The sequence below is a fragment of the Paenibacillus sp. RC21 genome (assembly GCF_044907935.1).
GTDB classification, from domain to species: domain Bacteria; phylum Bacillota; class Bacilli; order Paenibacillales; family Paenibacillaceae; genus Paenibacillus; species Paenibacillus terrae_A.
The window spans coordinates 381050-401661 of the sequence record NZ_JBIYCS010000004.1 but is presented as its reverse complement, the minus strand read 5'-3'; the positions used below and the strand labels follow the sequence as shown (position 1 = coordinate 401661).

At 47.0% G+C, this 20612-nt stretch carries 19 protein-coding genes and 1 pseudogene; 13 read left to right on the top strand and 7 right to left on the bottom strand.

Features of this window, described 5'->3' with window-relative positions:
- Positions 1-151 precede the first annotated feature (151 nt).
- The 5 genes and pseudogenes from ABIA61_RS15405 (at position 152) to ABIA61_RS15385 (ending at position 5353) form a co-directional block, all read left to right on the top strand.
- Positions 152-2446 carry a glycoside hydrolase family 2 protein gene (locus ABIA61_RS15405; RefSeq protein WP_404520453.1) on the top strand — a complete coding sequence of 765 codons (2295 nt, stop codon included), beginning with the start codon at positions 152-154 and terminating at the stop codon, positions 2444-2446.
- 236 nt (positions 2447-2682) lie between these two features.
- Positions 2683-2970 carry a hypothetical protein gene (locus tag ABIA61_RS15400; RefSeq protein ID WP_044644281.1) on the top strand — a complete coding sequence of 96 codons (288 nt, stop codon included), beginning with the start codon at positions 2683-2685 and terminating at the stop codon, positions 2968-2970.
- A gap of 146 nt (positions 2971-3116) precedes the next feature.
- Positions 3117-3857, top strand: a complete 741-nt coding sequence (locus ABIA61_RS15395; protein ID WP_283653768.1) for a Bax inhibitor-1/YccA family protein — start codon at positions 3117-3119, stop codon at positions 3855-3857.
- 286 nt (positions 3858-4143) lie between these two features.
- Positions 4144-4884, top strand: a pseudogene (locus tag ABIA61_RS15390) (transcriptional regulator); the annotation flags it as partial.
- Positions 4885-5101: 217 nt separating this feature from the next.
- The gene (locus ABIA61_RS15385) at positions 5102-5353 is read left to right on the top strand and encodes an aspartyl-phosphate phosphatase Spo0E family protein (RefSeq protein WP_283653767.1); all 252 of its coding nucleotides are present in this window, start codon (positions 5102-5104) and stop codon (positions 5351-5353) included.
- 675 nt (positions 5354-6028) lie between these two features.
- On the opposite strand, the gene ABIA61_RS15380 is transcribed toward ABIA61_RS15385, so the two are convergent.
- Positions 6029-6466: a hypothetical protein gene (locus tag ABIA61_RS15380; protein ID WP_283657438.1), complete on the bottom strand. Its 438-nt coding sequence runs from the start codon at positions 6464-6466 to the stop codon at positions 6029-6031.
- A 666-nt stretch (positions 6467-7132) separates the two neighbouring features.
- On the opposite strand from ABIA61_RS15380, the gene gpmA reads away from it, so the two are divergent.
- Entirely contained in the window at positions 7133-7882 is a 750-nt protein-coding gene (gene gpmA, locus ABIA61_RS15375; protein ID WP_283653765.1) for a 2,3-diphosphoglycerate-dependent phosphoglycerate mutase, read from the top strand.
- A 64-nt stretch (positions 7883-7946) separates the two neighbouring features.
- On the opposite strand, the gene ABIA61_RS15370 is transcribed toward gpmA, so the two are convergent.
- Positions 7947-9440, bottom strand: coding sequence for an alpha-amylase (locus ABIA61_RS15370; RefSeq protein WP_404520643.1), 1494 nt, complete (start codon positions 9438-9440; stop codon positions 7947-7949).
- A gap of 260 nt (positions 9441-9700) precedes the next feature.
- Here ABIA61_RS15370 and ABIA61_RS15365 point away from each other — a divergent pair, with 260 nt between their 5' ends.
- The 4 genes from ABIA61_RS15365 to ABIA61_RS15350 all read left to right on the top strand — a co-directional run bounded on the left by ABIA61_RS15365 (position 9701) and on the right by ABIA61_RS15350 (position 13765).
- Positions 9701-10510 (top strand): HNH endonuclease, encoded by an 810-nt coding sequence (locus ABIA61_RS15365; RefSeq protein ID WP_283653764.1) that lies wholly within the window; start codon positions 9701-9703, stop codon positions 10508-10510.
- A gap of 615 nt (positions 10511-11125) precedes the next feature.
- Positions 11126-11557: a DUF1641 domain-containing protein gene (locus ABIA61_RS15360; RefSeq protein WP_044644287.1), complete on the top strand. Its 432-nt coding sequence runs from the start codon at positions 11126-11128 to the stop codon at positions 11555-11557.
- Between the two features lie 27 nt (positions 11558-11584).
- Positions 11585-12766: an NAD(P)/FAD-dependent oxidoreductase gene (locus ABIA61_RS15355; protein ID WP_283653763.1), complete on the top strand. Its 1182-nt coding sequence runs from the start codon at positions 11585-11587 to the stop codon at positions 12764-12766.
- A gap of 195 nt (positions 12767-12961) precedes the next feature.
- Positions 12962-13765, top strand: coding sequence for a copper amine oxidase N-terminal domain-containing protein (locus ABIA61_RS15350; RefSeq protein ID WP_283653762.1), 804 nt, complete (start codon positions 12962-12964; stop codon positions 13763-13765).
- Positions 13766-14080: 315 nt separating this feature from the next.
- On the opposite strand, the gene ABIA61_RS15345 is transcribed toward ABIA61_RS15350, so the two are convergent.
- Positions 14081-15124 carry a stalk domain-containing protein gene (locus ABIA61_RS15345; protein WP_283653761.1) on the bottom strand — a complete coding sequence of 348 codons (1044 nt, stop codon included), beginning with the start codon at positions 15122-15124 and terminating at the stop codon, positions 14081-14083.
- Positions 15125-15395: 271 nt separating this feature from the next.
- The gene (locus ABIA61_RS15340) at positions 15396-15572 is read right to left on the bottom strand and encodes a CsbD family protein (RefSeq protein WP_283653760.1); all 177 of its coding nucleotides are present in this window, start codon (positions 15570-15572) and stop codon (positions 15396-15398) included.
- A 155-nt stretch (positions 15573-15727) separates the two neighbouring features.
- On the opposite strand from ABIA61_RS15340, the gene ABIA61_RS15335 reads away from it, so the two are divergent.
- The 3 genes from ABIA61_RS15335 to ABIA61_RS15325 all read left to right on the top strand — a co-directional run bounded on the left by ABIA61_RS15335 (position 15728) and on the right by ABIA61_RS15325 (position 16833).
- On the top strand, positions 15728-16243 hold the full coding sequence (locus tag ABIA61_RS15335) for a DUF2179 domain-containing protein (protein WP_025683910.1): 516 nt from the start codon (positions 15728-15730) through the stop codon (positions 16241-16243).
- Between the two features lie 73 nt (positions 16244-16316).
- Positions 16317-16517 (top strand): cold-shock protein, encoded by a 201-nt coding sequence (locus ABIA61_RS15330; RefSeq protein WP_044644292.1) that lies wholly within the window; start codon positions 16317-16319, stop codon positions 16515-16517.
- 103 nt (positions 16518-16620) lie between these two features.
- Positions 16621-16833 carry a cold-shock protein gene (locus ABIA61_RS15325; protein ID WP_014278674.1) on the top strand — a complete coding sequence of 71 codons (213 nt, stop codon included), beginning with the start codon at positions 16621-16623 and terminating at the stop codon, positions 16831-16833.
- Between the two features lie 127 nt (positions 16834-16960).
- Here ABIA61_RS15325 and ABIA61_RS15320 read toward each other — a convergent pair whose 3' ends face one another.
- The 3 genes from ABIA61_RS15320 to ABIA61_RS15310 form a co-directional block, all read right to left on the bottom strand.
- Positions 16961-17974: a substrate-binding domain-containing protein gene (locus ABIA61_RS15320; protein ID WP_134912006.1), complete on the bottom strand. Its 1014-nt coding sequence runs from the start codon at positions 17972-17974 to the stop codon at positions 16961-16963.
- 197 nt (positions 17975-18171) lie between these two features.
- Positions 18172-19371 (bottom strand): glycoside hydrolase family 130 protein, encoded by a 1200-nt coding sequence (locus ABIA61_RS15315; protein ID WP_404580968.1) that lies wholly within the window; start codon positions 19369-19371, stop codon positions 18172-18174.
- Positions 19368-20543 (bottom strand): AGE family epimerase/isomerase, encoded by a 1176-nt coding sequence (locus tag ABIA61_RS15310; RefSeq protein ID WP_404580967.1) that lies wholly within the window; start codon positions 20541-20543, stop codon positions 19368-19370. The genes ABIA61_RS15315 and ABIA61_RS15310 overlap by 4 nt, the downstream gene beginning before the upstream one ends.
- Positions 20544-20612 lie beyond the last annotated feature (69 nt).

Below are 20612 nucleotides of genomic sequence, written 5' to 3'. Positions count from 1 at the left end.
GTATGGACAGATGAAAAAAACGGAATTGACAAATACTTTGTAAATGCTTACATTAAAAATATATTTATTTTACTAAGTTTTACTCGTTATTTTTACTTGAATATTTTACTATGGTATCAGATTGGAAAATAAAAGGTTGAGGTGACTGCCCATGCGTACCATTTTGCCGTTGAATGACCAGTGGTTTTACCGTCCTGAATATGTTGAGAGCGAAATAAGCGCAGGAATTGATGCGAGTCGGTATGAGCCCATTCTGCTGCCACACACCAATGTAGAGCTGCCGTATAACTATTTTGACGACAAGGCGTTTCAGTTTGTTTCCACGTATAAAAGGGAGTTGGACATTCCGACGGATGCCAAGGGGAAACGGGTGTACGTCGATTTTGAAGGGGTCATGACTTATGCGGAGATATATCTGAATGGGGTAAAAGCGGGGGAGCATAAAGGTGGCTACACGCCGTTCAGTATTGAATTGACCGGACTTGCGGAATATGGCGGCTCCAACGTGCTAACGGTCATTGTCGATTCCACGGAACGGGATGACATCCCTCCTTTTGGGGCAGTTATTGACTATCTGACCTACGGTGGTATTTACCGCGAGGTGCAGCTGCGAGTTGTCGAGCCTGTGCATCTCGGCACGGTATTCCTCCAAACACCGGAGCCGCTTGCGGCAAGCAAGGCGGTACGCGTGGTCTTGGAGCTGGAGGGGATTGGTGATCAGGAGAACGATTTGACGGTTGCCCTGCGACTGCTGGACGGAGCGAACGTGAAGGCGGAGACCGGGCCGACAGCAGTGGCGGCAGCGGAGGTGACGCTGGAACTGAACGAGCTGGGCGGCCTGCAGCTTTGGGATATAGATGATCCCAAGCTGTATGAAGCAGAGCTGACGCTGCTAAGAGACGGGGAAGAGCTGGATCGGCTGAATGTGCGCTTTGGCTTCCGCGAAGCCGAATTCCAGCCGGATGGATTTTACCTGAACGGGCGAAAGATCAAGCTGCTCGGCTTGAACCGCCATCAGTCTTACCCGTATGTCGGCTATGCCATGCCGAAAAGAGCGCAGCGCCGTGATGCCGATGTACTCAAAGAGGAATTGGGCCTGAATATGGTGCGGACATCGCATTACCCGCAGTCCCGTCATTTCCTGGACCGTTGCGATGAGATCGGATTGCTCGTTTTTGAGGAAATTCCGGGCTGGCAGCATATCGGCGGCGAAGCGTGGAAGGAACAGGCGGTAAAGGATGTAGAGGACATGATTATCCGTGATCGTAATCATCCGTCTATTGTGATCTGGGGCGTGCGGATTAATGAATCGCAGGATGATCATGAGCTGTACGCACGTACTAATGAGCTTGCACGCAAGCTTGATCCGACTCGTGCGACTGGCGGCGTGCGCTATATTGTAGGCAGCGAGCTGCTGGAAGATGTGTATACGATGAACGATTTTGTTCATGACGGTGGGCATAAAAAATATTTGGCGAAGGAAATTCGCAATTTCGATACGTACGACGATACAGAAGGCGTAGATGGCGAAACGACAGGCTTGCGTCAGCCTTCCCTCGTCACGAAGCTGGATCACCCAGTCCCTTATCTGGTGACGGAATATAACGGGCATATGTATCCGACCAAACGTTTTGATCAGGAGGAACGGGTAATGGAGCACGCGCTGCGCCATACGCGGGTCCAGAACGCCTCCTATGCCGATGAAGGTATTGCTGGTGCGATTGGCTGGTGCGCTTTTGACTACAATACCCACGCGGATTTTGGTTCTGGCGATAAAATCTGCTACCACGGTGTCATGGATATGTTCCGCCTGCCCAAATTCGCAGCGAACGTGTATCGCAGTCAGAAGCGGGTCGAGCAGGAAGTCATTTTGGAGCCAGTCACTTACTGGTCACGTGGCGAACGGAACATCGGGGGCGTTGTGCCGCTGGTTGTGTTCACCAATTGTGATGAGGTGGAATTCATTTATGGTGACGAGCGCAAGGGCGTCTATCGTCCAAACCAGGAAAAGTATCCGGCGCTTCCGAATCCTCCCGTCGTCATCGACGAGCTGACAGGCCACTGGGGCATGAAGTGGGAAGATGCCGTGTTCATCGGGTACGTGGACGGTCAAGAGGTCGTTCGCAGACGCTATTCCCGTAATCCCGTACCCACGGAGCTGCGTGTAGCTGCCGACGATACAGTGCTGGAAGCGGGAGATTGGGATGTCACGCGAGTTGTAGTGGATGCTCTGGATGAATACGGCAACGTCTTGCCGTTCTATGCTGATCCGGTTTCCGTGGAGGTCGAGGGAGCGGGTGAATTAATCGGTCCGTCCAGCCTATCGCTAATTGGTGGGCGTATTGCGTTCTGGATTCGTACGAAGGGTGAGGCTGGCAATATCCGCGTGAAGGTTTCCGCGCCATCTCGTTTTAGTCCGCAGGAAGTGAGTATTCATGTGCAGTAGAGTTAAAATGAAGAACATTTAACGATATATGATGTGGGTTATTTCTTCGTTTATTTAAGAAGGGGTTGTCGATCAGGTTCTGCAAAGGATCTGAGAAGGCAACCCTTTTTTGGCCTGTGTATAGGGACTCTAATCTATGAGTCTGTTAATTTGTGTATTATTGCTGAGTCAGTTGACGTTGCGTTCATAGATTGGAAGCATAGAATACACTATCAAGCGCAAGGGAGGTGAATCCTATGGCGATTCTATTACCTCAGCAATTCTATTCTCTCGCTGCTAATATTGGTAAATCATACTTTGAAAACCTGAACGGTGGCGCGAATGCTACAATTACCGTTAATAATAACGGTCCGGCTCCGATCAATCTTGTCGTTACTCGTGTCAACGCACCCGTGATCACTTATGTTATCCCTCCAACTAACAGTCTCACGTTGGCTGTTGCTTTACTACTGGTAGCCGCTCTTCAGACTACCGCAGCTGGAGCAGCTACGGGTACGATCCAGATTGCGACAGCTGATTTTTAAGCTGTAACGATCTGTTCCTCTAGCTCTAGTTTGCCGTAAGGTGAGCTAGAGCTTTTTGCTTTGAAAATTTTCTGAAACTTTTTTTAGGTTGTGCCGATATATACATATGGCATAGTAAATACACATCGAAAAGGAGCATCCCCTTTATGAGCTTTAGCAATCCGGTTTTACGTGATGACATCTTCGTGCGTGAAGATGAAAGAGAAGCTAGCGAACAACGCATGACCATCGGGGGCACGATTAACAAAACGCTGCTCCTGCTGGTTCTGCTGATTATCGCGGGCAGTATCACCTGGTATATGACCTACCAAGGTACAGTAGAGGTATTATCCTTGATCACCGCAGGCTCACTTGGCATGGTCGGAGTAGCGCTGGCTATATCCTTTTTTCCCAAATCGGCCCCGTTTCTATCGCCTGTTTACGCGATTCTGAGCGGTTTTGCTTTAGGCGGAATTTCAGCTTTTATGGAATATGACTATCCCGGCATCGTGGCGAATGCGATTTTGCTGACGGTGGGCATTTTGTTTTTGATGCTCTTTATGTATACACAGCGGATCATTAAGGTTACCCGGGGCTTTATCTCCTTCGTTGTCTTGTGTACGTTGGCGATTTTCCTGGTGACGCTGGTCGACTTTATTTTGAACTTTTTCGGGATGAATGTTCCGTATATTCATGAGACAGGCTGGCTTGGTATCGGTATCAGTCTGTTTATCGTTGTGATAGCGGCTTTGAATCTGCTGCTGGATTTTAATTTCATCGAGGAGCAAGCGGATCAAGGCGCACCGAAATATATGGAGTGGTATGGCGCGTTTGCATTGCTGGTGACTTTAGTGTGGCTGTATGTGCGGATTTTGGAGCTGTTGTCCAAATTCAGTAAGAGAGACTAAGTGTCTGCGATTCATGAATAGTTTCACTTCATGTGCAGATAGGTGCAGGATAAGGAGAAGAGGACGGCTGAGGGCCACCTGCTGATGCAAGTGGCCTTTGCAGTTACCTGTTAACACCGTGATTGAAAGGAACAATGGTTGAATTTGAAGAAGGAAAAGAAACCGGATTCAAAATACTAAAAAATGTCATCCGCATAAATGTAACTACTAATGTTTTTCTCATGTGAATGCACTCCCTGTAAGATATTGTGATACTTTGTCAGCTGTTCCGTTGTTGCAAACATGCCAAATGTATAAATTAGGACAGATTCAGTACAATTTGGCTCATAACTCTAAAAAAGAAACTAGGCCGAAAACTAAACTGCGTTCTGGACCACTGTTTGCATACATAGCCTACGCTGAACTGATGTGCGCACATGCTTGTGATGCGAAAGGAAACCATAAACAGGCAATAGAACATATTCAAGGTTATGCTGATCTAAGTTGGGTAAAAGAGAATGACGATGAATCACTTTATTGGAAAAACCAATTTCAGCAATGGGCTAAAATTAATACTTACGTAAACAGGCTTATGTCTGGAGATATTAGCGTTCTACCGGATTACGTTGAGCACATATTAGGCGAAAAACATATTTTTGCTGAACTTTTAAACGTCATAGAAGTAGCTAATCGATACGACATCGACATTGATCATATTCTTCAGCACTTTGAACCCCAAATTGCAGCTTATCGAAACCAAGCTTATACGAGTACATTAGCAGAGCGGCAAGTTATACTCGAAGAAAATGTACGATTCTGGTATAAGTTAGCCAAGTACAACCTGAATAGAGGCAGATACTCATATGGTTTCAAATGTTTAATAGATGCTTTTGAAAAAGCCATTACTCTTAAACATGCACTTCTTATTGCTAATTGTGTTGGTTTGTTTGAGCGTTTCAGAGCAAATGCTGAACCTGGAATACTAGTTCGGTACAACATGTGGGAAAGAAATGATCGAAAAGACGGCTTTGCTATTTGTAGCGATTAGCTTTTTACTGGTATTCGCACTACCAGTTCCAATCGGAATCCCAAGCTCAAGCACAATCCAAGTTCAAGGACACATTGGGACATTTTAAGCAAGTATCGATTTATTACCATAGGCCAGCCTTTGGCTGGTCTTTTTTTTGTAGCTTTTTGGCTAAAAAATGATCATGCTGTATTTGTTCATTATCCTCTAAAATGAAATTCATTAGGAGGTTGAAGGCATGAACATAGATGAAACTTTAACGATAAATCAACAGTTGGAAAGCGCACGTCAACGATTGCATGATCTTTATGAACAGTATGGTTTTGGACATGCTTGCGTACTTGAGCAGGCTATGATTTTGGACGAACTAATTAATCAGTACAATCGTATGTATCAGACTAAGAAGTTACATCACCACTATGTTCAGTCAGAAACCTTAGAAGCCACATCCTTTGTATGCAAAAATATTCCTCTTCCCAATCCCACATAACGCTCATAATTATTCTATAAAATGAATTATTTGAGAAAAAAATAAAAATACATTCCTATGTAATAAAATATAAAATTTGTTTTTTATTAACTGCAAAGTGTGATATCTGATGGAACAGACTCAGAAAAGGCTATGGTTGTCGGTGGATATATCATTTAGGAGAGAGTGGACAGAATAATAAATTGACCTTGGAGGAAGTGAATGACCTCATGGCTGCGTATGAGCTGCTTTCTTCAAAACCTATTCAACCTTTCAAAAGGCAATAAAAAAAGCCACTCATCATTGAGCGACTTATCTGTCTATGTATTACGGTTATCAGCATGAGAATACCGATATCTGACTTTTATATTAAGCTTTATATACTTTATGTGCACCAAATGAACACAGGCGCTTATTTAAAACCCGAAAAAGAAACAGCAATAAGACCTATTCCCGTAAGCGGGATGCAAAACGCTGTGCTGTTGCATAAAAGCATTTGTACTTAGTTACTAGAGAGGAATGACAAGATCATTTTACTGATTACTGAAAATGACCGTCAAAGAGCAAAAATCGGTAGAAACCGGAAAATGAACGATTAAACCACAAGAAGCTGGCGTTTGCTCACTTTCTCAATGCTAATTGTCCCAAGCGGTACGCTTGCCCATGTTCTCACCGTTTTTCATGGCCTGGAAACATTCAGTACAGAATCGGATGCCCAATGAAACATCCGCCCTTCATAATACCTCCGGGTGAAGTAAGGTTAAGATAGAAATTACCAGTAGACCAAGCGCTTCCGTTAATTTCATCAAATGTTTTACCCGGCTGTACTTTTCCACTCATCTTAACTGGACCACTAGCTGATCCCTGAGTTACTGTTATATTAATTGGGGCACTCCCGTCATTTGACACAAACACTCTAGCATATCCATATCCCGGATCAATGTAGAAACGCTCTGACATGTCAGTATTCCCAAGAGACTTAGCTAGTACCTTATTAGTGGCCTGAGGAGTAATGACGTGATCCCCCACTTTTGGCGCATTCACATCAGTCGTAGCTGCTGCAGAAGCAGTTAATGGAATTGCAACAGCTAAAGACAAGACCGAAAGCAAAGAAGCCTTTTTAATGTTCTTCATATACAAAACCTACTCTCTTTTTCAAATTTTGTTTTTACTCTAAACCAGTCATAAATTTCCTTATTGAGTTAATAAAAGTGATCCCCTCTTTCCAAGATAAGGATAGAAAAGCCTTGATTAATCAACTTCCAATATCTTAATGAGGCACGCTACGGAATTGAACCGCGCAAGGGTTCTGACCAGGCTGTTCATGTTTCCGCTGGTTAACTGGTACCTTGCCTGCCTGCACGTGCCGTAAAGCCTCGGATGATCTCTGGGAAATGGTTCTGGATGAAGCTGATTTAAAGAAGTTCTGCTGCGAGCTGCTCTCGTCATCGGTCAAAGTTGTTTGTTTTTGTTTTTAACTCTGAGTTGCTGTTCCATTTTTTAAGTATTTCATTCCCGAGGAGTTTGCAAAAATCAAATAAGCGACTTCCAATGAACAATATATAGATCGAGATGGTCTAGTTCGTCTATATATTGCACTTCGGAGCGACTGGAATCGAATTTTGCAAAATCCTGTCCACAAAAACTATCCAAAAAAAGCACACAAATTTGTGTGATCAGGCTATGGAGAAACCTCCTATTTTTGCGAGTAGTAAAAGAACCTGTTTAAAAACTGCATTTTACGTTAAATACATAGAAGTTAGGTAAAACATAACGACAGTAAGTAAAGGAGTGGGGCCTATGTATCAAGTGGTGCTGGTGAGGCATGGAGAAAGCGTATATAACCGCCAAAATCTGTTTACAGGCTGGACGGATGTCGACCTGACCGAGCAGGGAACCCATGAAGCTATAGAGGCGGGCCGTATTCTCAAGGAGGCCGGGTATACGTTTGATCTGGCGTTCGCTTCGGTGCTAAAACGATCCATTCGTACGCTGTATCACATTTTGGACGAGCTGGATCATTTGTGGATACCCGTGCAGAAGTCGTGGAAACTGAACGAACGCCATTATGGTGCTCTTCAGGGACTCAGCAAGCTGGATTCTGCCGTCCAATACGGCGAGGAGCAGGTTCATATCTGGCGGCGCAGCCTGACGGTACGGCCTCCCATGCTGGATGAACAGGATGAACGCAGTCCTCACAGGGAGGAACGATACCGTAACATTAAGCCGGAAGAGCTGCCGCTTGGGGAAAGTTTGGAGGATACCGTGCATCGGGTCGGTGAGTTTTGGAAGCAGCGGATTGTGCCCTTGGTGCAAAAAAAGGAACGGGTCATTATTTCCGCGCATGGCAACACCCTGCGGGCATTGATCAAGTACATGGAGAATTTGGACGAAACCGCACTGCTGGATTTGAATATTCCGACTGGCATTCCGCTGGTATATGAGCTGGACGAGCATATAGATCCCATTCGGCGCTTCTATCTTGGTGATCCGAGTCATGTGGAGGCGAAAAAACAGGTTGTGGCTAACCAAAGCAAGGTGACGGAGTGATTTTCGATAAAAAAAGAGGACAGGGCGCATCCTCGCATCCTGTCCTCTTTGGGTTGGGTATAAGTTAAGCGTCCACGTCGTCGTCTGCTTCCGGGCTGTCATCCTCGGCGGGAAGCGCCCACACCGATACACTGCCAGCACGAACCGGGAATACGCCGTAGCCATCCTGTTCAATCTGTACGATATGGTCGTGACGGCCCGTCAGATCGGTCCAATGCTCTCCTGCGCGGTGTTTTCCCACAAACATACGCTTCTCTCCGTTGTCGGCGTTGGTGACTACCACGGCACAGCCGGAGCCCTTCAGTTCAGGCACGCCCTGACGAACCCATCCAATCGTATGGGGATCATCCAAATAATCCTTTTGCTCACCATAGGCTTTATGATATCGGGCGTACAGGAGCGGATCCAGCTCGGCCTGTTTGCCTTTCACGGGCGTTTGCCCTTGAATGCCATAGTAATCGCCGTAGAATACGCAGGGGTAACCGTCCTTGCGCAGCAAGATGAGCGCGTAGGCGCTGGGCTTAAACCAGTCCTCTACCCACGATTCCAGAGCTTCATGGGGCTGGGAATCATGATTATCGACAAAAGTAACGGAGTTCAGGGGATGAGTCTGGACTAGCGTATCCTCGAAAATGGTGCTTAAATCGAAATCCTTTCCACCCAAGGAAGCGCTATGTAGTTTGTAGTGGAGGGATACGTCAAACAGGTCGATTTTATAATCAATGGTGTCCAGAAATTTTTGACATGATTCCAGATCGGGTTTCCAAAACTCGCCGACCATATAAAAGTCCTGTCCGCGCTTTTTGATCATTTCCGTCGCGAACTCCCGTACAAATTCATGATTGATATGCTTGATTGCGTCCAGCCGAAACCCGTTGCATTGCAGGGTATCCACCAGCCATTTGCCCCAGCGGATCATTTCCTTGCGCACTTCCTGATGATTATAGTCAATATTGGCGAACATCAAATAATCATAATTACCGAATTCATCATCTACATGCTCGCTCCAGCTTTTGTTTTTGCCTAAAATACGATAAATTCCCGTTCGGTCCTGACTTGCATCGTAATCTGTTCCGTTAAAATGCTCAAAATTCCATTGAAATGTGGAATACTGACCCTGACGACCGGGGAACGTAAATTTAGTCCAGCCTTCGATATCGAACGGCTCGGAAATGACCTCATTGCGGTTATCCGGGTTGACCTCGACGACCTTGAATACTTCGGTTTCATCCGCGCCAGCTTTATGGTTCATGACCAGATCGACATAGACGGCTACACCGTGGCAAACGCAGGCAGCAATAGCCTCCAGCAGATTTTCCCTTGTACCGTATTTGGTGCGCACCGCACCTTTTTGATCAAACTCACCCAGATCGTAAAGGTCATAGACGCCGTATCCCGTATCCTCGGGGGATTGGCCCTTGGTGACAGGTGGAATCCATATCGCGTCAATTCCTTTGGCCTTCAATTCCGGTGCCAGGCGGGCAAGTTTCTTCCAGTGGGAGCCGTCAGCCTCGACGTTCCACTCGAAAAACTGCATCATCGTATGGTTCCTTTTCATCATGCGTCCCTCCTTCATATATAACAAGTTACCCACCAAGCAAGGGGGGCTAAACGTCAGGCGGTTAATAAGCTGCCGAACGAAGAACAGGGATCGCTGTATAACGTATGCCAAATGATTAAAATTTGTTATACCTTGAGAGTATATATATTCGATAGCTAGAAAAGGGAACGTGAAAACGGTAGAATGAATTTAACTTAACAAAGGTTCGGGTTTCAGGTATTCGGTAAACGTGAGCAACGGGGAAAGGAGGGGCGGACATGACGGAATCGCAGTCAATCAGTAACGAAGCGGGTAAACCGCTGATGAAAAAATGTACGTATTGTCAGGAGCTGAAGCCTTTAACGGAATTTCAGCGCAGAACCGGTCGCCGGGCCGGTCCTTATTCCCGGCGTGGTCCTTGTCGTTCCTGCCGGGGGTTAGCGGCGCAAGAACGTGCGTCTGCGTCCGCTCCTTCCGGCGAGGGAAGAAAGCCCCTCACGGCTTCCCTGGCATCGCATGGCGCTGGGGATGAGGCAGTCGTGCAAAGCATGGAGGCGTCCGCACAGCCTGACGTGCAGCCTCAGCCGCCACGCAGGAAGCCAGTCACGGATAAAGCCCGTGAGCGTCATCGGCAGCGCGTTCGACATTTGCTCAGCAGGCTGAAGCCTGCGGATACCAAGGTTCTGCGGCTCAACCGTAACGGTATGATTCGGCTAAGGGGCAAAACTGATCAGGGGAGACGTTGGCATCAGGAGATTGAATTTGATCTGGCGGTTACACTGGTCAGAGAGCGCATGGCAGTGGTTGTTAATCCGTACACCATCCGCAGACTCTACAGCAATAAGGAATTCCGTCAATATGTGCTCAAGCGTGATCGCTATACCTGCTTTTTCTGCGGGGGTTATGGTGCTACCATTGATCATTTGCTGCCCCGTGCCAAAGGGGGACACACTACGCCCGTCAATTGTGTATGTGCTTGCAACGAATGCAATCAATTCAAGGCGGCCCGTGATGTCGATGAATTCATCGAATCTGGTGTGCCGTTGCCATCTCCTGATGATTCCGATGCCCCTGAGGACTCCCTATGAAAGCCGGGCGGCGCTTCTGAGGGTGTCGGTTTCTCGGTCTTGAGTACAGCTCGACCTCAAAGCCGGATTCCTTCCATGCGGTTGTTCCGCCTTATCTGAAAATGTTTTAGCCATCGTATCAAACCTCCGTATACATATTTTGTGGTGATTTTCATGTGATCGCGATATGAGATTCACTCTTTCTATTACCCTTGCATGCTATGATATGACCCCTTTTTTTGCGGAAAATTGGACAAAATCTAAGTTTATTCTAATTTTTATCTAAAATAACAATAAAAATTTTGTAGAAATTTGTGCAAATTTAAAATTTCTTCGACGATTGTGTTGTAAACAGTGTAATATAGAGGTATAGGGTTCCGTTTCGGCCTGTTGTAGTCACGAAGGAGCGCTTCGTGGGATATTCCGCAGCAGTAACAACAGAATACCGTCTGAACATATACAATTGGCGTTTGCGATGAATCAGTCTTGCCCCATTGGGTATAGGCCGGTTTTAGCTGTGCTTCTTGCATGTTTAAGGGCGTGAATTCAATGAACGTTTTATTGCTAGAGTTTATGGATACAGGTTACGAGAAAGGAATGGACTTCTATTTTCACAGTAAAGGAGGACGTTCACGCATGTCTGAAAACCAACAAGAGGTGGCTGTAACACAAGAAGCTACTAAAGAGTCTCGGGATGTATTGGACCAATTGATGAAACCGGAGGTTCAGCAATCGCTGACCGTACTGGTTGAGAATCTGCCCAAGTTGACTGAGATGGTTACTTTGATGACCGACGCTTATGATGTAGCCCGTAGTTTGGCAACCGACCCTGTATTTATCGGCGATATGAAAAGTTCCATGGGAGAGTTTGTGAAGCCTGTTACAGAGTCGGCTAAAGGCTTGGCTTCTGCTGCCATTGAAGCAGGAGACCGCGTACAAACTACAGACGGCAGTGTAGGTCTGTTTGGCCTGCTCAAAATGCTTAAAGATCCAAATGTACAAAAAACGCTGCGTTTCAGCCAGGCTTTCCTGGATATTCTGAATGAGCGCCAACGCGAGAGCAAATAATTACCTGATCAAGAACGGAGGATGGACATGTCGAAGCAAATTTTGATCTTGGGCGGCGGATACGGTGGCTTGCTGGCCGCTCTGACAGCACGCCAGCATCTGGACGCTAGCCAAGCAACCATTACAGTGGTAAACCGCTTTGCGTCTCACCAAATTATTACGGAGCTGCACCGTTTGGCGGCAGGTACAATTGCCGAGAAAGCTGTTGCGCTTCCTTTGGAGAAACTGCTGCGTAACAAAGAAATTATCCTGAAAGTGGATACGGTTTCGGAAATCAAACCGGATGATAAAAAAGTAACTCTGGCCAGTGGCGCTACGTTGAGCTATGATGCTCTCGTCATTTCCCTGGGCAGCGAAACGGCTTACTTCGGTATTCCGGGGCTGCAAGAACACAGCTTCACGCTGAAATCAGTGGCAGAAGCGAATCGCATTCGCGCACACGTAGAAGCTCGTCTGGATGCTTACAAGCAATCCGGCAACAAAGCGGACGCTACAATCGTTATCGGTGGTGGCGGTCTGACTGGTGTCGAGCTGGTGGGCGAATATGCTGACAAGCTGCCTGCGGTTTGTCGTGAAAAAGGCATTAACTACGAAGATATTAACCTGTATTGCGTAGAAGCTGGACCATCTATTTTGGCAGGCTTCCCTCAAGCACTGGTTGATCGTGCAGTAACAAGCCTTGAAAAACGTGGCGTTCAAATCGTAGCCGGTGTTCCAATTACAGAAATGAAAGCCGACGAAGTTCTGCTCAAAGACGGACGTTCGATCCAAACGAACACCCTGATCTGGACAGGCGGCGTACAAGGCAACGCACTGGTTGGCGCATCCGGTATCGAAGTGAACCGTGGCCGCGCAACCGTGAACGGTGCACTGCAATCCACTTCCCATGAAGACATCTTCCTCGCTGGCGACAGCGCAGTGGTGTTCCCAGATGAAGGCGAGCGTCCATACCCTCCAACTGCACAGTTGGCTTGGCAAATGGGCGAAACGGTTGGTTACAACATTTTTGCTTACTTCAACGGAGCGAAAATGGAACGCTTCACACCAGTGTTCTCCGGTACGCTGGGCAGCTTGGGCAGAACAGACGCGATCGGTACGGTTGGTGCGAATGGCACCCAACTGAAAGGCGCTGTAGCCACTTTGATGAAGGAAGGCAGTAACATCCGTTACCTGTCCCACATCAAAGGACTTTTTGCATTGGCCTATTAATATTCCTTACATTTTATATGCTTTATTCGAAGAGAGCGCTGAACGGCGCTCTCTTTTTGTTATGTAATTGAACCTTCTATACATCATTATGTGTAAAAATAAATATTCTTTATTGAGGTAAATATTATAAATTTTGGTTGAAATTCTATGTTTGTAGGAGTAGACTACTTACGAAAAAATAACTAGGAGGGCATTATGGAAATTAGATTATTAATCTGCTTTATAATTTTATTGAGTTTGGGTGCTACTAACACGAATTTGACATCAGCGCAAGCTCAAGGACAAACGCACATACACTTGAAGGTCAATGATCATTACGTTTTATACACCTACCCTGCATCACCCTTTGTGGATAAGAAGGGCAGACTGCTTATACCGCTCCAAGCGGCTAAGGATATATTGGGTGGTAAAGTAACTTACAATGCAGCGAGCAAAACCGCTTCTGTTGATCTGTTGGGCCGTAATGTAACGGCAACGATCGGATCACCCGAAATATCGGTTAACGGCGAACCCATGACAATGGACACAGTCCCCATCATGAAAAGCAATGCGATGTTTTTGCCGGTATCCGTCCTGTTGAAAGATACAGATGCGAAGATGGAGTGGGATTCCAAGCGGGGCTTATTGAAACTAAGGCATGATAGCTTTACGGAAAGTCCAGTTCTTATGAATTTTAAGGGACAAGACTTGGCTCAGGTCATTGACGCGAATGCATTTGATCTTACTTCCTTTGATTGGGATCGCAAGAAAGGCATACTGGATATTTATGCTATGTACGAGGGCGGCTTATCACCTGCTTCCAGGCAAATCGACTTTAATCCTATGATTGTTTATAGCAAAGGGACCTATAGTGTAAATCCTTATTCTAAATTCAATATGAATTATAAAGTTAAAATCACCAGCCATGGTAATTTGATTTATACCCAAAATATTGATACAACCGATGCGGATAAAGATTATATAAAATATATTACTTCCGTAGGCAGATTGATTCAATAATTGTTCAGACTATCGAAGGTTGCAGTTATGAAAAAAAGAGACAGGGAAAATAGCTTTTTCGTTCGAATGAACAACTGATGTTAAAACGTGACTTTGGTAAATCGAGTGAGAAAGTGCAGTGTATTATTTCAGTGGGACGGCTTGTTGAATAGAGTGAATGGTGATTTGTGCGGGTCACCTCTGGGAATATAAGCAAAAAGAGACCGGATCTTTAAGGATCCGGTCTCTTTTTGCTCGCGCTCGTAAATAACGTACAGGGAAATTAGCTAATTATAAAAGATCTTTCCCCGTATGCTGTAAACAAACAAGCAATCCTTAGAAGGTAGCGATTTGGCTACTGTTCCCTTTATTACGGATGTACCCTTCCACTCTGTCAATGGATTCTCTATCTTTTAGCTGATCAATAATGCCATCTGTCAGGGTACTTCTTTGATTGTTCGAAAGTTTATTCCAATCATCCGAATTTACATACACATCCACCGTAGCTTTACTGCTGTCGCCTCTTACGCTGAAATCAAAGCCGTACCCGGCGTAGTTGCTGTATCTATCAAACAAAGAACGTTGGATCGTGCTTGCGTCGAAAGATGTACCTATTTTTTTAATCGTAACATCGCCTTTGCTGTTGGTTGTAAAGCTCGCCAATTTATCGTTATTACTGGAGTTTCTAACCGTACCCTCAATATCAGCATTTTTATACTCTTTCAAAATATCTTCCACGATGTCTTCAAGGTAGCTCTCTTTTCTGCTGTCGGATAGGTCTGTCCATCTGGTCTTTGTCATTTCGATGGTCACCGTAATATCGTTTTTGTCGCCACTGAGCGAGATATCAGAATTAGTGCTATAGGCATCACTGTGATCATCGTTCAGTTCCTTTTGAAGATCCTTCAAGGAGCTAGAGCTGCTTTTGTTTGCGTCATCTTTTAGCGTCTGATTGTCTTTTTGCAATTGAGCGATGGTAGCGTCTTTAGTTGTGTTCGCTGCTTTCGCTGTGTTCAGTTCCTGAGTCAGCGTCGTAATCTGGTTGTTCAATGCTGTAACTGTAGATTGATCAATCGGAACGCCTTTGTCAGCAATGACTACGCGTTTGTTGGTACCGTCCCAATCTACTTTTTTATCCAAAGCTGTACCTGCCAGACGAAGCGGGAGATAAGTCACGCCATCCAGCATAAATGGTTCTGTTTTTGCATCATAAGGAACCTCAGTTCCGTTGTAGATGATTTTGATATTGTTATAAACTGCTTGGATCGGCTTAGTCACTTGCGCGGCATATGTGGATTGGCTGAAAAGAGCCCCCGATATGGCCAAGGCGGATACGGCAGTGATGATGACAGGCTTTTTCATAGATTTCAATGATTTCATTCGTTGGTCTACCCCTTTATTTAAGAATTATAGCCTAGTTCATAGACTAGAGTAACATTAATGCCTACAAAATCCAACACGTTTGGAGGGATATTAGCAGATGTGCTTATATTGGTTAGACGCAACAGCAACAGTAAAAGTTGCCCTGTTTTCGTAAAAGTTTTTTTGAAAAGTTGTCAAACAAAACAAGTCAAACAAAATAAGCCCGCTGCACAAGACAGCGAGGCTTGATGGGAAAATATTGCGTCAAAGCTTATATCCAAAGCACGAATTATTTGCCGTCCTTCAGCTTGCCTGCTGTTTCCTGAAGACGGCCTTTGGCCTTATCCAGCTTACCTTCGGCTTGAAGGGATTTATTATCCGTGGCATTCCCGATTTGATCCTTGATTTCACCTTTGGCTTTGTTAACATTACCTTTGATTTTATCGCTGATTCCGTTATCCTTCATGTTGTAGCCCTCCTTATAATGATCGAACATTCATTCAGCATGCTGTAGTTAGTCTTTACCCGAACGAGGGTGATGCGAAACGGAAAGCTGTGCGACATACAAGGGTATAATGATGGATACAGGCCAAATCAGAACGTGAAATGAGGAGTGGGCGTATGCTTAAAATTTTGTTATTTATTTTTGTTATTCAAATTATTTACGTGTCTGCGTATACACTGCGTATGATTTTGACGCTGAAAGGACAGAAGTACGTTGCTGCGCTCATAAGTACTGTAGAAGTTACGATCTATGTGCTGGGCCTGAACATGGTGCTTAAGTATTTGGATCAGGTGGCAAGTCTCGCGGTTTACGCCATCGGCTATGCGCTTGGTATTCTCATTGGAGCATGGATTGAGGAAAAAATAGCGCTCGGCTACGTAACCGTCAAGGTGATCAGCAATGAGGTCAACGGAGGTATCGCCAATGCGCTGCGTGACAAAGGGTACGGTGTTACAGCCTGGCTGGGCAGCGGGCGGGATGGAGATCGACTGGTGATGGAAATTTTGGCTAAGCGAAAAAATCAGAACAAGCTGTACCAATCCATTCTGGATATTGATCCCAAGGCCTTTGTCATTACAGTGGAGCCGAAGCAGTTTCATGGCGGTTTCTGGACCAAGGCGATCCGTAAGTAAACATTTTGGAAAAATACGCATATTTTTCAGAGGATGGAGCATATTAATACCCGCACAGGAGGGATTTAACAATATGCCAACAGGAACAGTCAAATGGTTTAATGCAGATAAAGGCTTCGGCTTTATCGAGACAGAGGGCCAGGATATTTTTGTCCACTACAGCGCTATCGACGGCGAAGGCTTCAAGACGCTGGACGAAGGCCAGCATGTGGAATTTAACGTGGTGGAAAGCCAGCGCGGGCCGCAGGCGGAGCATGTCACCAAGACCAGCTAAAAACGGTCAGGACGAGCTGGATCAGAGGAGCCTCTTTGCCGCTTCGTTGGGCGGGGCTCCCTTCTAATGGGGATTACCCCATAAAACCGAGGGGGGAATGTAGATGTACAGACGCCAGGCTCCGGAGATTATCCCAGAGGAAGATACGGCGATTTGGTCGTGTACCAACGAGGGTTGCAACGGCTGGATGCGGACGGATTTCACCTTTTTGAGCGAACCGGTTTGTCCGTTCTGCCAAGCCTCCATGGGACAGGAAACGCGGATGCTCCCGATTCTCAATCGAACGGGCAACTCTTTTGTGGCCCAACGCTCCTGAGTAAAGGCGAGTATGTTGACCACGTGTGTAGAATCTATGAACATCAAAAGCCGCTCCAGCGACATGCTGAGCGGCTTTTGGTTGTGAAGCTTTGAGAATAGGGCCAATTGTCCAAGGCATACATCGATCACGGCCTCTCCATGCGCTGCACGGAATCGCGATACACGATGTGACCTTGTACAAGGACCCGGCCAAAACGACTGCCGGGATGGCTTATTTTTTTCATCATCGATTCAATGGCAGTACGTGCCATCTGTTCAATGTCCACTCCAACGGTAGTCAGCTGCGGAACAATAAGGGTGGCATATACATCGTTGTCGAAGCCAACCACAGAGCAATCTTCAGGCACACGGTATCCCAGAGCAATGAGCTTTTGCACCAGGTTGTACGCGACCTGGTCACAGTTGCATACGAAGGCGGTCGGCAGTGGCTGAGGCAGCTCCATATCAACGTATACGCCCTCGTCGTCCCGGTCGCTGAGCACCCACTCGTTACGCAGGGGCAGCCTGTGCTCCAGCAAGGATTTATAGTAGCCGAGGAAACGGTCCTGAATGCTACTGGTGGAGTAGAGATTACCCACATATGCGATGTCCCGGTGTCCCTGGGCGATCAAATAGTTGGTCAGCTCGTAGGCTCCGTAAAAATTATCGGTTACTACGGAGTCAATATCGGCATGCTCATCATAAAAATCAAGAAACATTTTGGGCAGGTCCATGGACTGCACTAGCTCAATATATGGCTTACTCACTTGTCCCAGAAGAATGAAGCCATCCACCTTGCGATCGTAATAGATACGTGGCAGATTAAGCTGTTCTTCGTCCTCGCGATGGAGGATGTGAAGAATGCCGTAGTAGCCGTATTGCTCGAGTTCCCGCGAAATTTGCTGATAGATGTGCAGATAAAACGATTGGCCGGGGCCGGTAAAACGCTCGGGAATGACAACACCAATGTTATAGGTGAGGCCCTCCTTCATGGACTTGGCAGCGGTATTGAAACGGTAGCCCATTTCGCCCGCAAGCGTCTTGATGCGCTCCTTTAGCTCATCGCTAACTCCATCCTTGTCATTGAGCGCCTTCGACACGGTCACGCTGCTAACCCCCAGCTTTTCTGCAATGTCCCGCATCGTTACGTTGCTCTTCATTTCCTGTTCCGCCTTCCAATTTAAAAAAGATCAACATCAGCAGCATAGCCGCCCTGTCGAGAAAAATCAGCAGCATAGCTGTCCTGTAAACATAAAGAGCAGCAGCGTAGCTGCCCAGAGAACAACCATTAGCCTGCGGATAACAGTTGTTCTCTGGATAGTATACATGGTTCCGCAGGCAGGATAAAGCTTGCGGCTTATGACCGCTGCGAAGAATGAGGGCGTGCCTGCAATAGCGCTTCATTCCGCTGAATCAGCTCACGTCGGACAGCGGCGCTGCCGAGTGAACGCAGTGGGTCAGGCGGTGTGTTGAACGTGTAGTCCTCCAAGCGGGCGACGGTCGTTGTTGCCACGTGGATACGGGTATCACTGGAGGCGTAGTAAATAAAGACTTCATTTTGCTCGTTAACCACTGCTCCATTGCAAAAAATAACGTTCGAGACATCCCCGACACGCTCTTCATCATAGGGGGCTATAAAATGCCCGCCGGGCTTGGCGATGACGCGCGAAGGGTCCTCCAGGCTGGTGGCAAAGGTGTAGAGCACATATCGCAAACCAGCGGCGGTATTGCGTACGCCATGAGCGATATGAATCCAGCCGCGGCTGGTCTTGATCGGAGCGGGCCCTTGTCCGTTCTTGGCTTCGTACACCGTATGATAGCAGCGCTCGTCAATCACTGTTTCGCTCTCAATCACAGGCTGTGTAATATCCTCGCACAGACCGAAGGCAATGCCGCCGCCCGAGCCGGTGGAAATAAATCCGTCCTGCGGACGCGTGTAAAAGGCGTATTGGCCGTTCACGAATTCGGGGTGCAGGACAACGTTACGCTGTTGCGGTGATCGGGTGGAGATATTCGGTAGACGGGTCCATGTGCGAAGATCGCGGGTGCGGACCAGTCCGGCCTGAGCGACAGCGCTGGAGGTGTCGTGTGCTGGTGCGTCAGGGTCCTTTTTCTCCGAACAATAAATGCCGTAGATCCAGCCGTCCTCATGCTTTACCAGCCGCATATCGTACATATTCGTTTCGTCCGGGTCGATATCGTCCCATATCAATGGAGCATCGATGAACCGGAACTGGTCAATACCGTTATCGCTCTCGGCCAGGGCAAAAAACGATTTCCGATCCAGCCCCTCGGTGCGGGAAACCAGTATATATTTGCCCTCATGATAGATCGCGCCAGGGTTTAGCGCTGCATTCACGCCCAGACGCTCCATGAAAAACGGGTTCGTCTGCTCGTTCAAATCAAACCGCCAGTGCAGCGGGACATGATGACGTGTGAGTACAGGGTAACGGTAGCGTTCGTAGATGCCATTGTAAAAGGTGGTGTTGACCTCATTCGGGCGTGTAATCAGTTCCTCTTGCTGCGCAAGCAGCTTATGGTATTGAGTATGAATCATTTCGTTTCCATCCTTTCCAGCATTTCGATGCAAAATCGGCTGTTGTGATAAGGGCATTTCCAAGGTCCAGCAATCTCTCTCGGATCAGGCTTGCCATCCGCTTGAACGGACCAGAACCATTCACCTCCAGGTCGTGGATCTACGATATACTGCCGAGTGTAGGCCCACAAATCCCGTACAATCTGTAAGAAACGTTCGTCCTGTGTTTGTTGATACGCATTGTAAAAGCCGACGATTCCTTCTGCCTGTACCCACCATATGCGCGAGGTGTCTACCCGATCGCCTTCCCGTTCGTTGATCAGTGAACCATCTGACTGAACAGCACGTTCGGCTACCGCATGGGCGATATCCACCACCATGTCTACATATTCCGGGGGATGGTGCCCCAGTACGTTCATAGCTTCCTCAATCAGCCAACTGGCTTCAATGTCGTGACCGTACGAGGTCAGGTCGAGCAGAGAGCGCCAGTCACTGTCGAAAAATACCCCCAACCGCCGGGCGGAAGCATCGTAAACACGACTGTATAAAATGTCCAGTACATTCGCCAGTGCATCTCGCACGCTTTTATCCGGCCATACGCGCAGTAATTGGGTATACGCTTCCAGAACATGAATATGTGTATTCATGGTGATATGCGCGGTAACCCCGTTTTCGCTGAGCAGCTCATTGGGCTGTGTGTTCCACATCCGGTCAAATTGTTCACCGTATGCCTGGCGGGTGCGATCATATCCTTTTTGCTCCAGCAGGTGAAACAGCTCCTTAGCTAGTGGCAGTGCATCGGGGTCGCCCGTTGCCTGCGCATATTCGGACAAGGCATAAATGGCGAATGCCTGCGCGTAGACGTGCTTGCACGTGTCGGCAGGACGGCCCGTATGATCTGCCATCCAGTACATTCCTCCATATACCGGGTCTATCAGGTGCTCTTGCAGGAACAGGAAAGCGTGTCGAGCGGCATCCTTATAGATGCGTTCCCCGGTCACACGGGCTGCCGCCGAGAATGACCAGAGTAACCGTGCAGCGGCAATCCCGCCCTTGTCCGCCTTCGTATGGATGTGCAGATCGACATCCACCTCACCATAAAATCCACCGTGCGCTTCATCCTTCAACCTTAGCCAGAACGGGAGTATATGATCCTTCCATTCCTGTCTGATCTCATGTAGCAATGTGTCCAAGAGGCAAAACCCTCCTTTGTAAATTATATTAGGTTATCGGTAACTTTATTTAAAATCATAATCACGTAT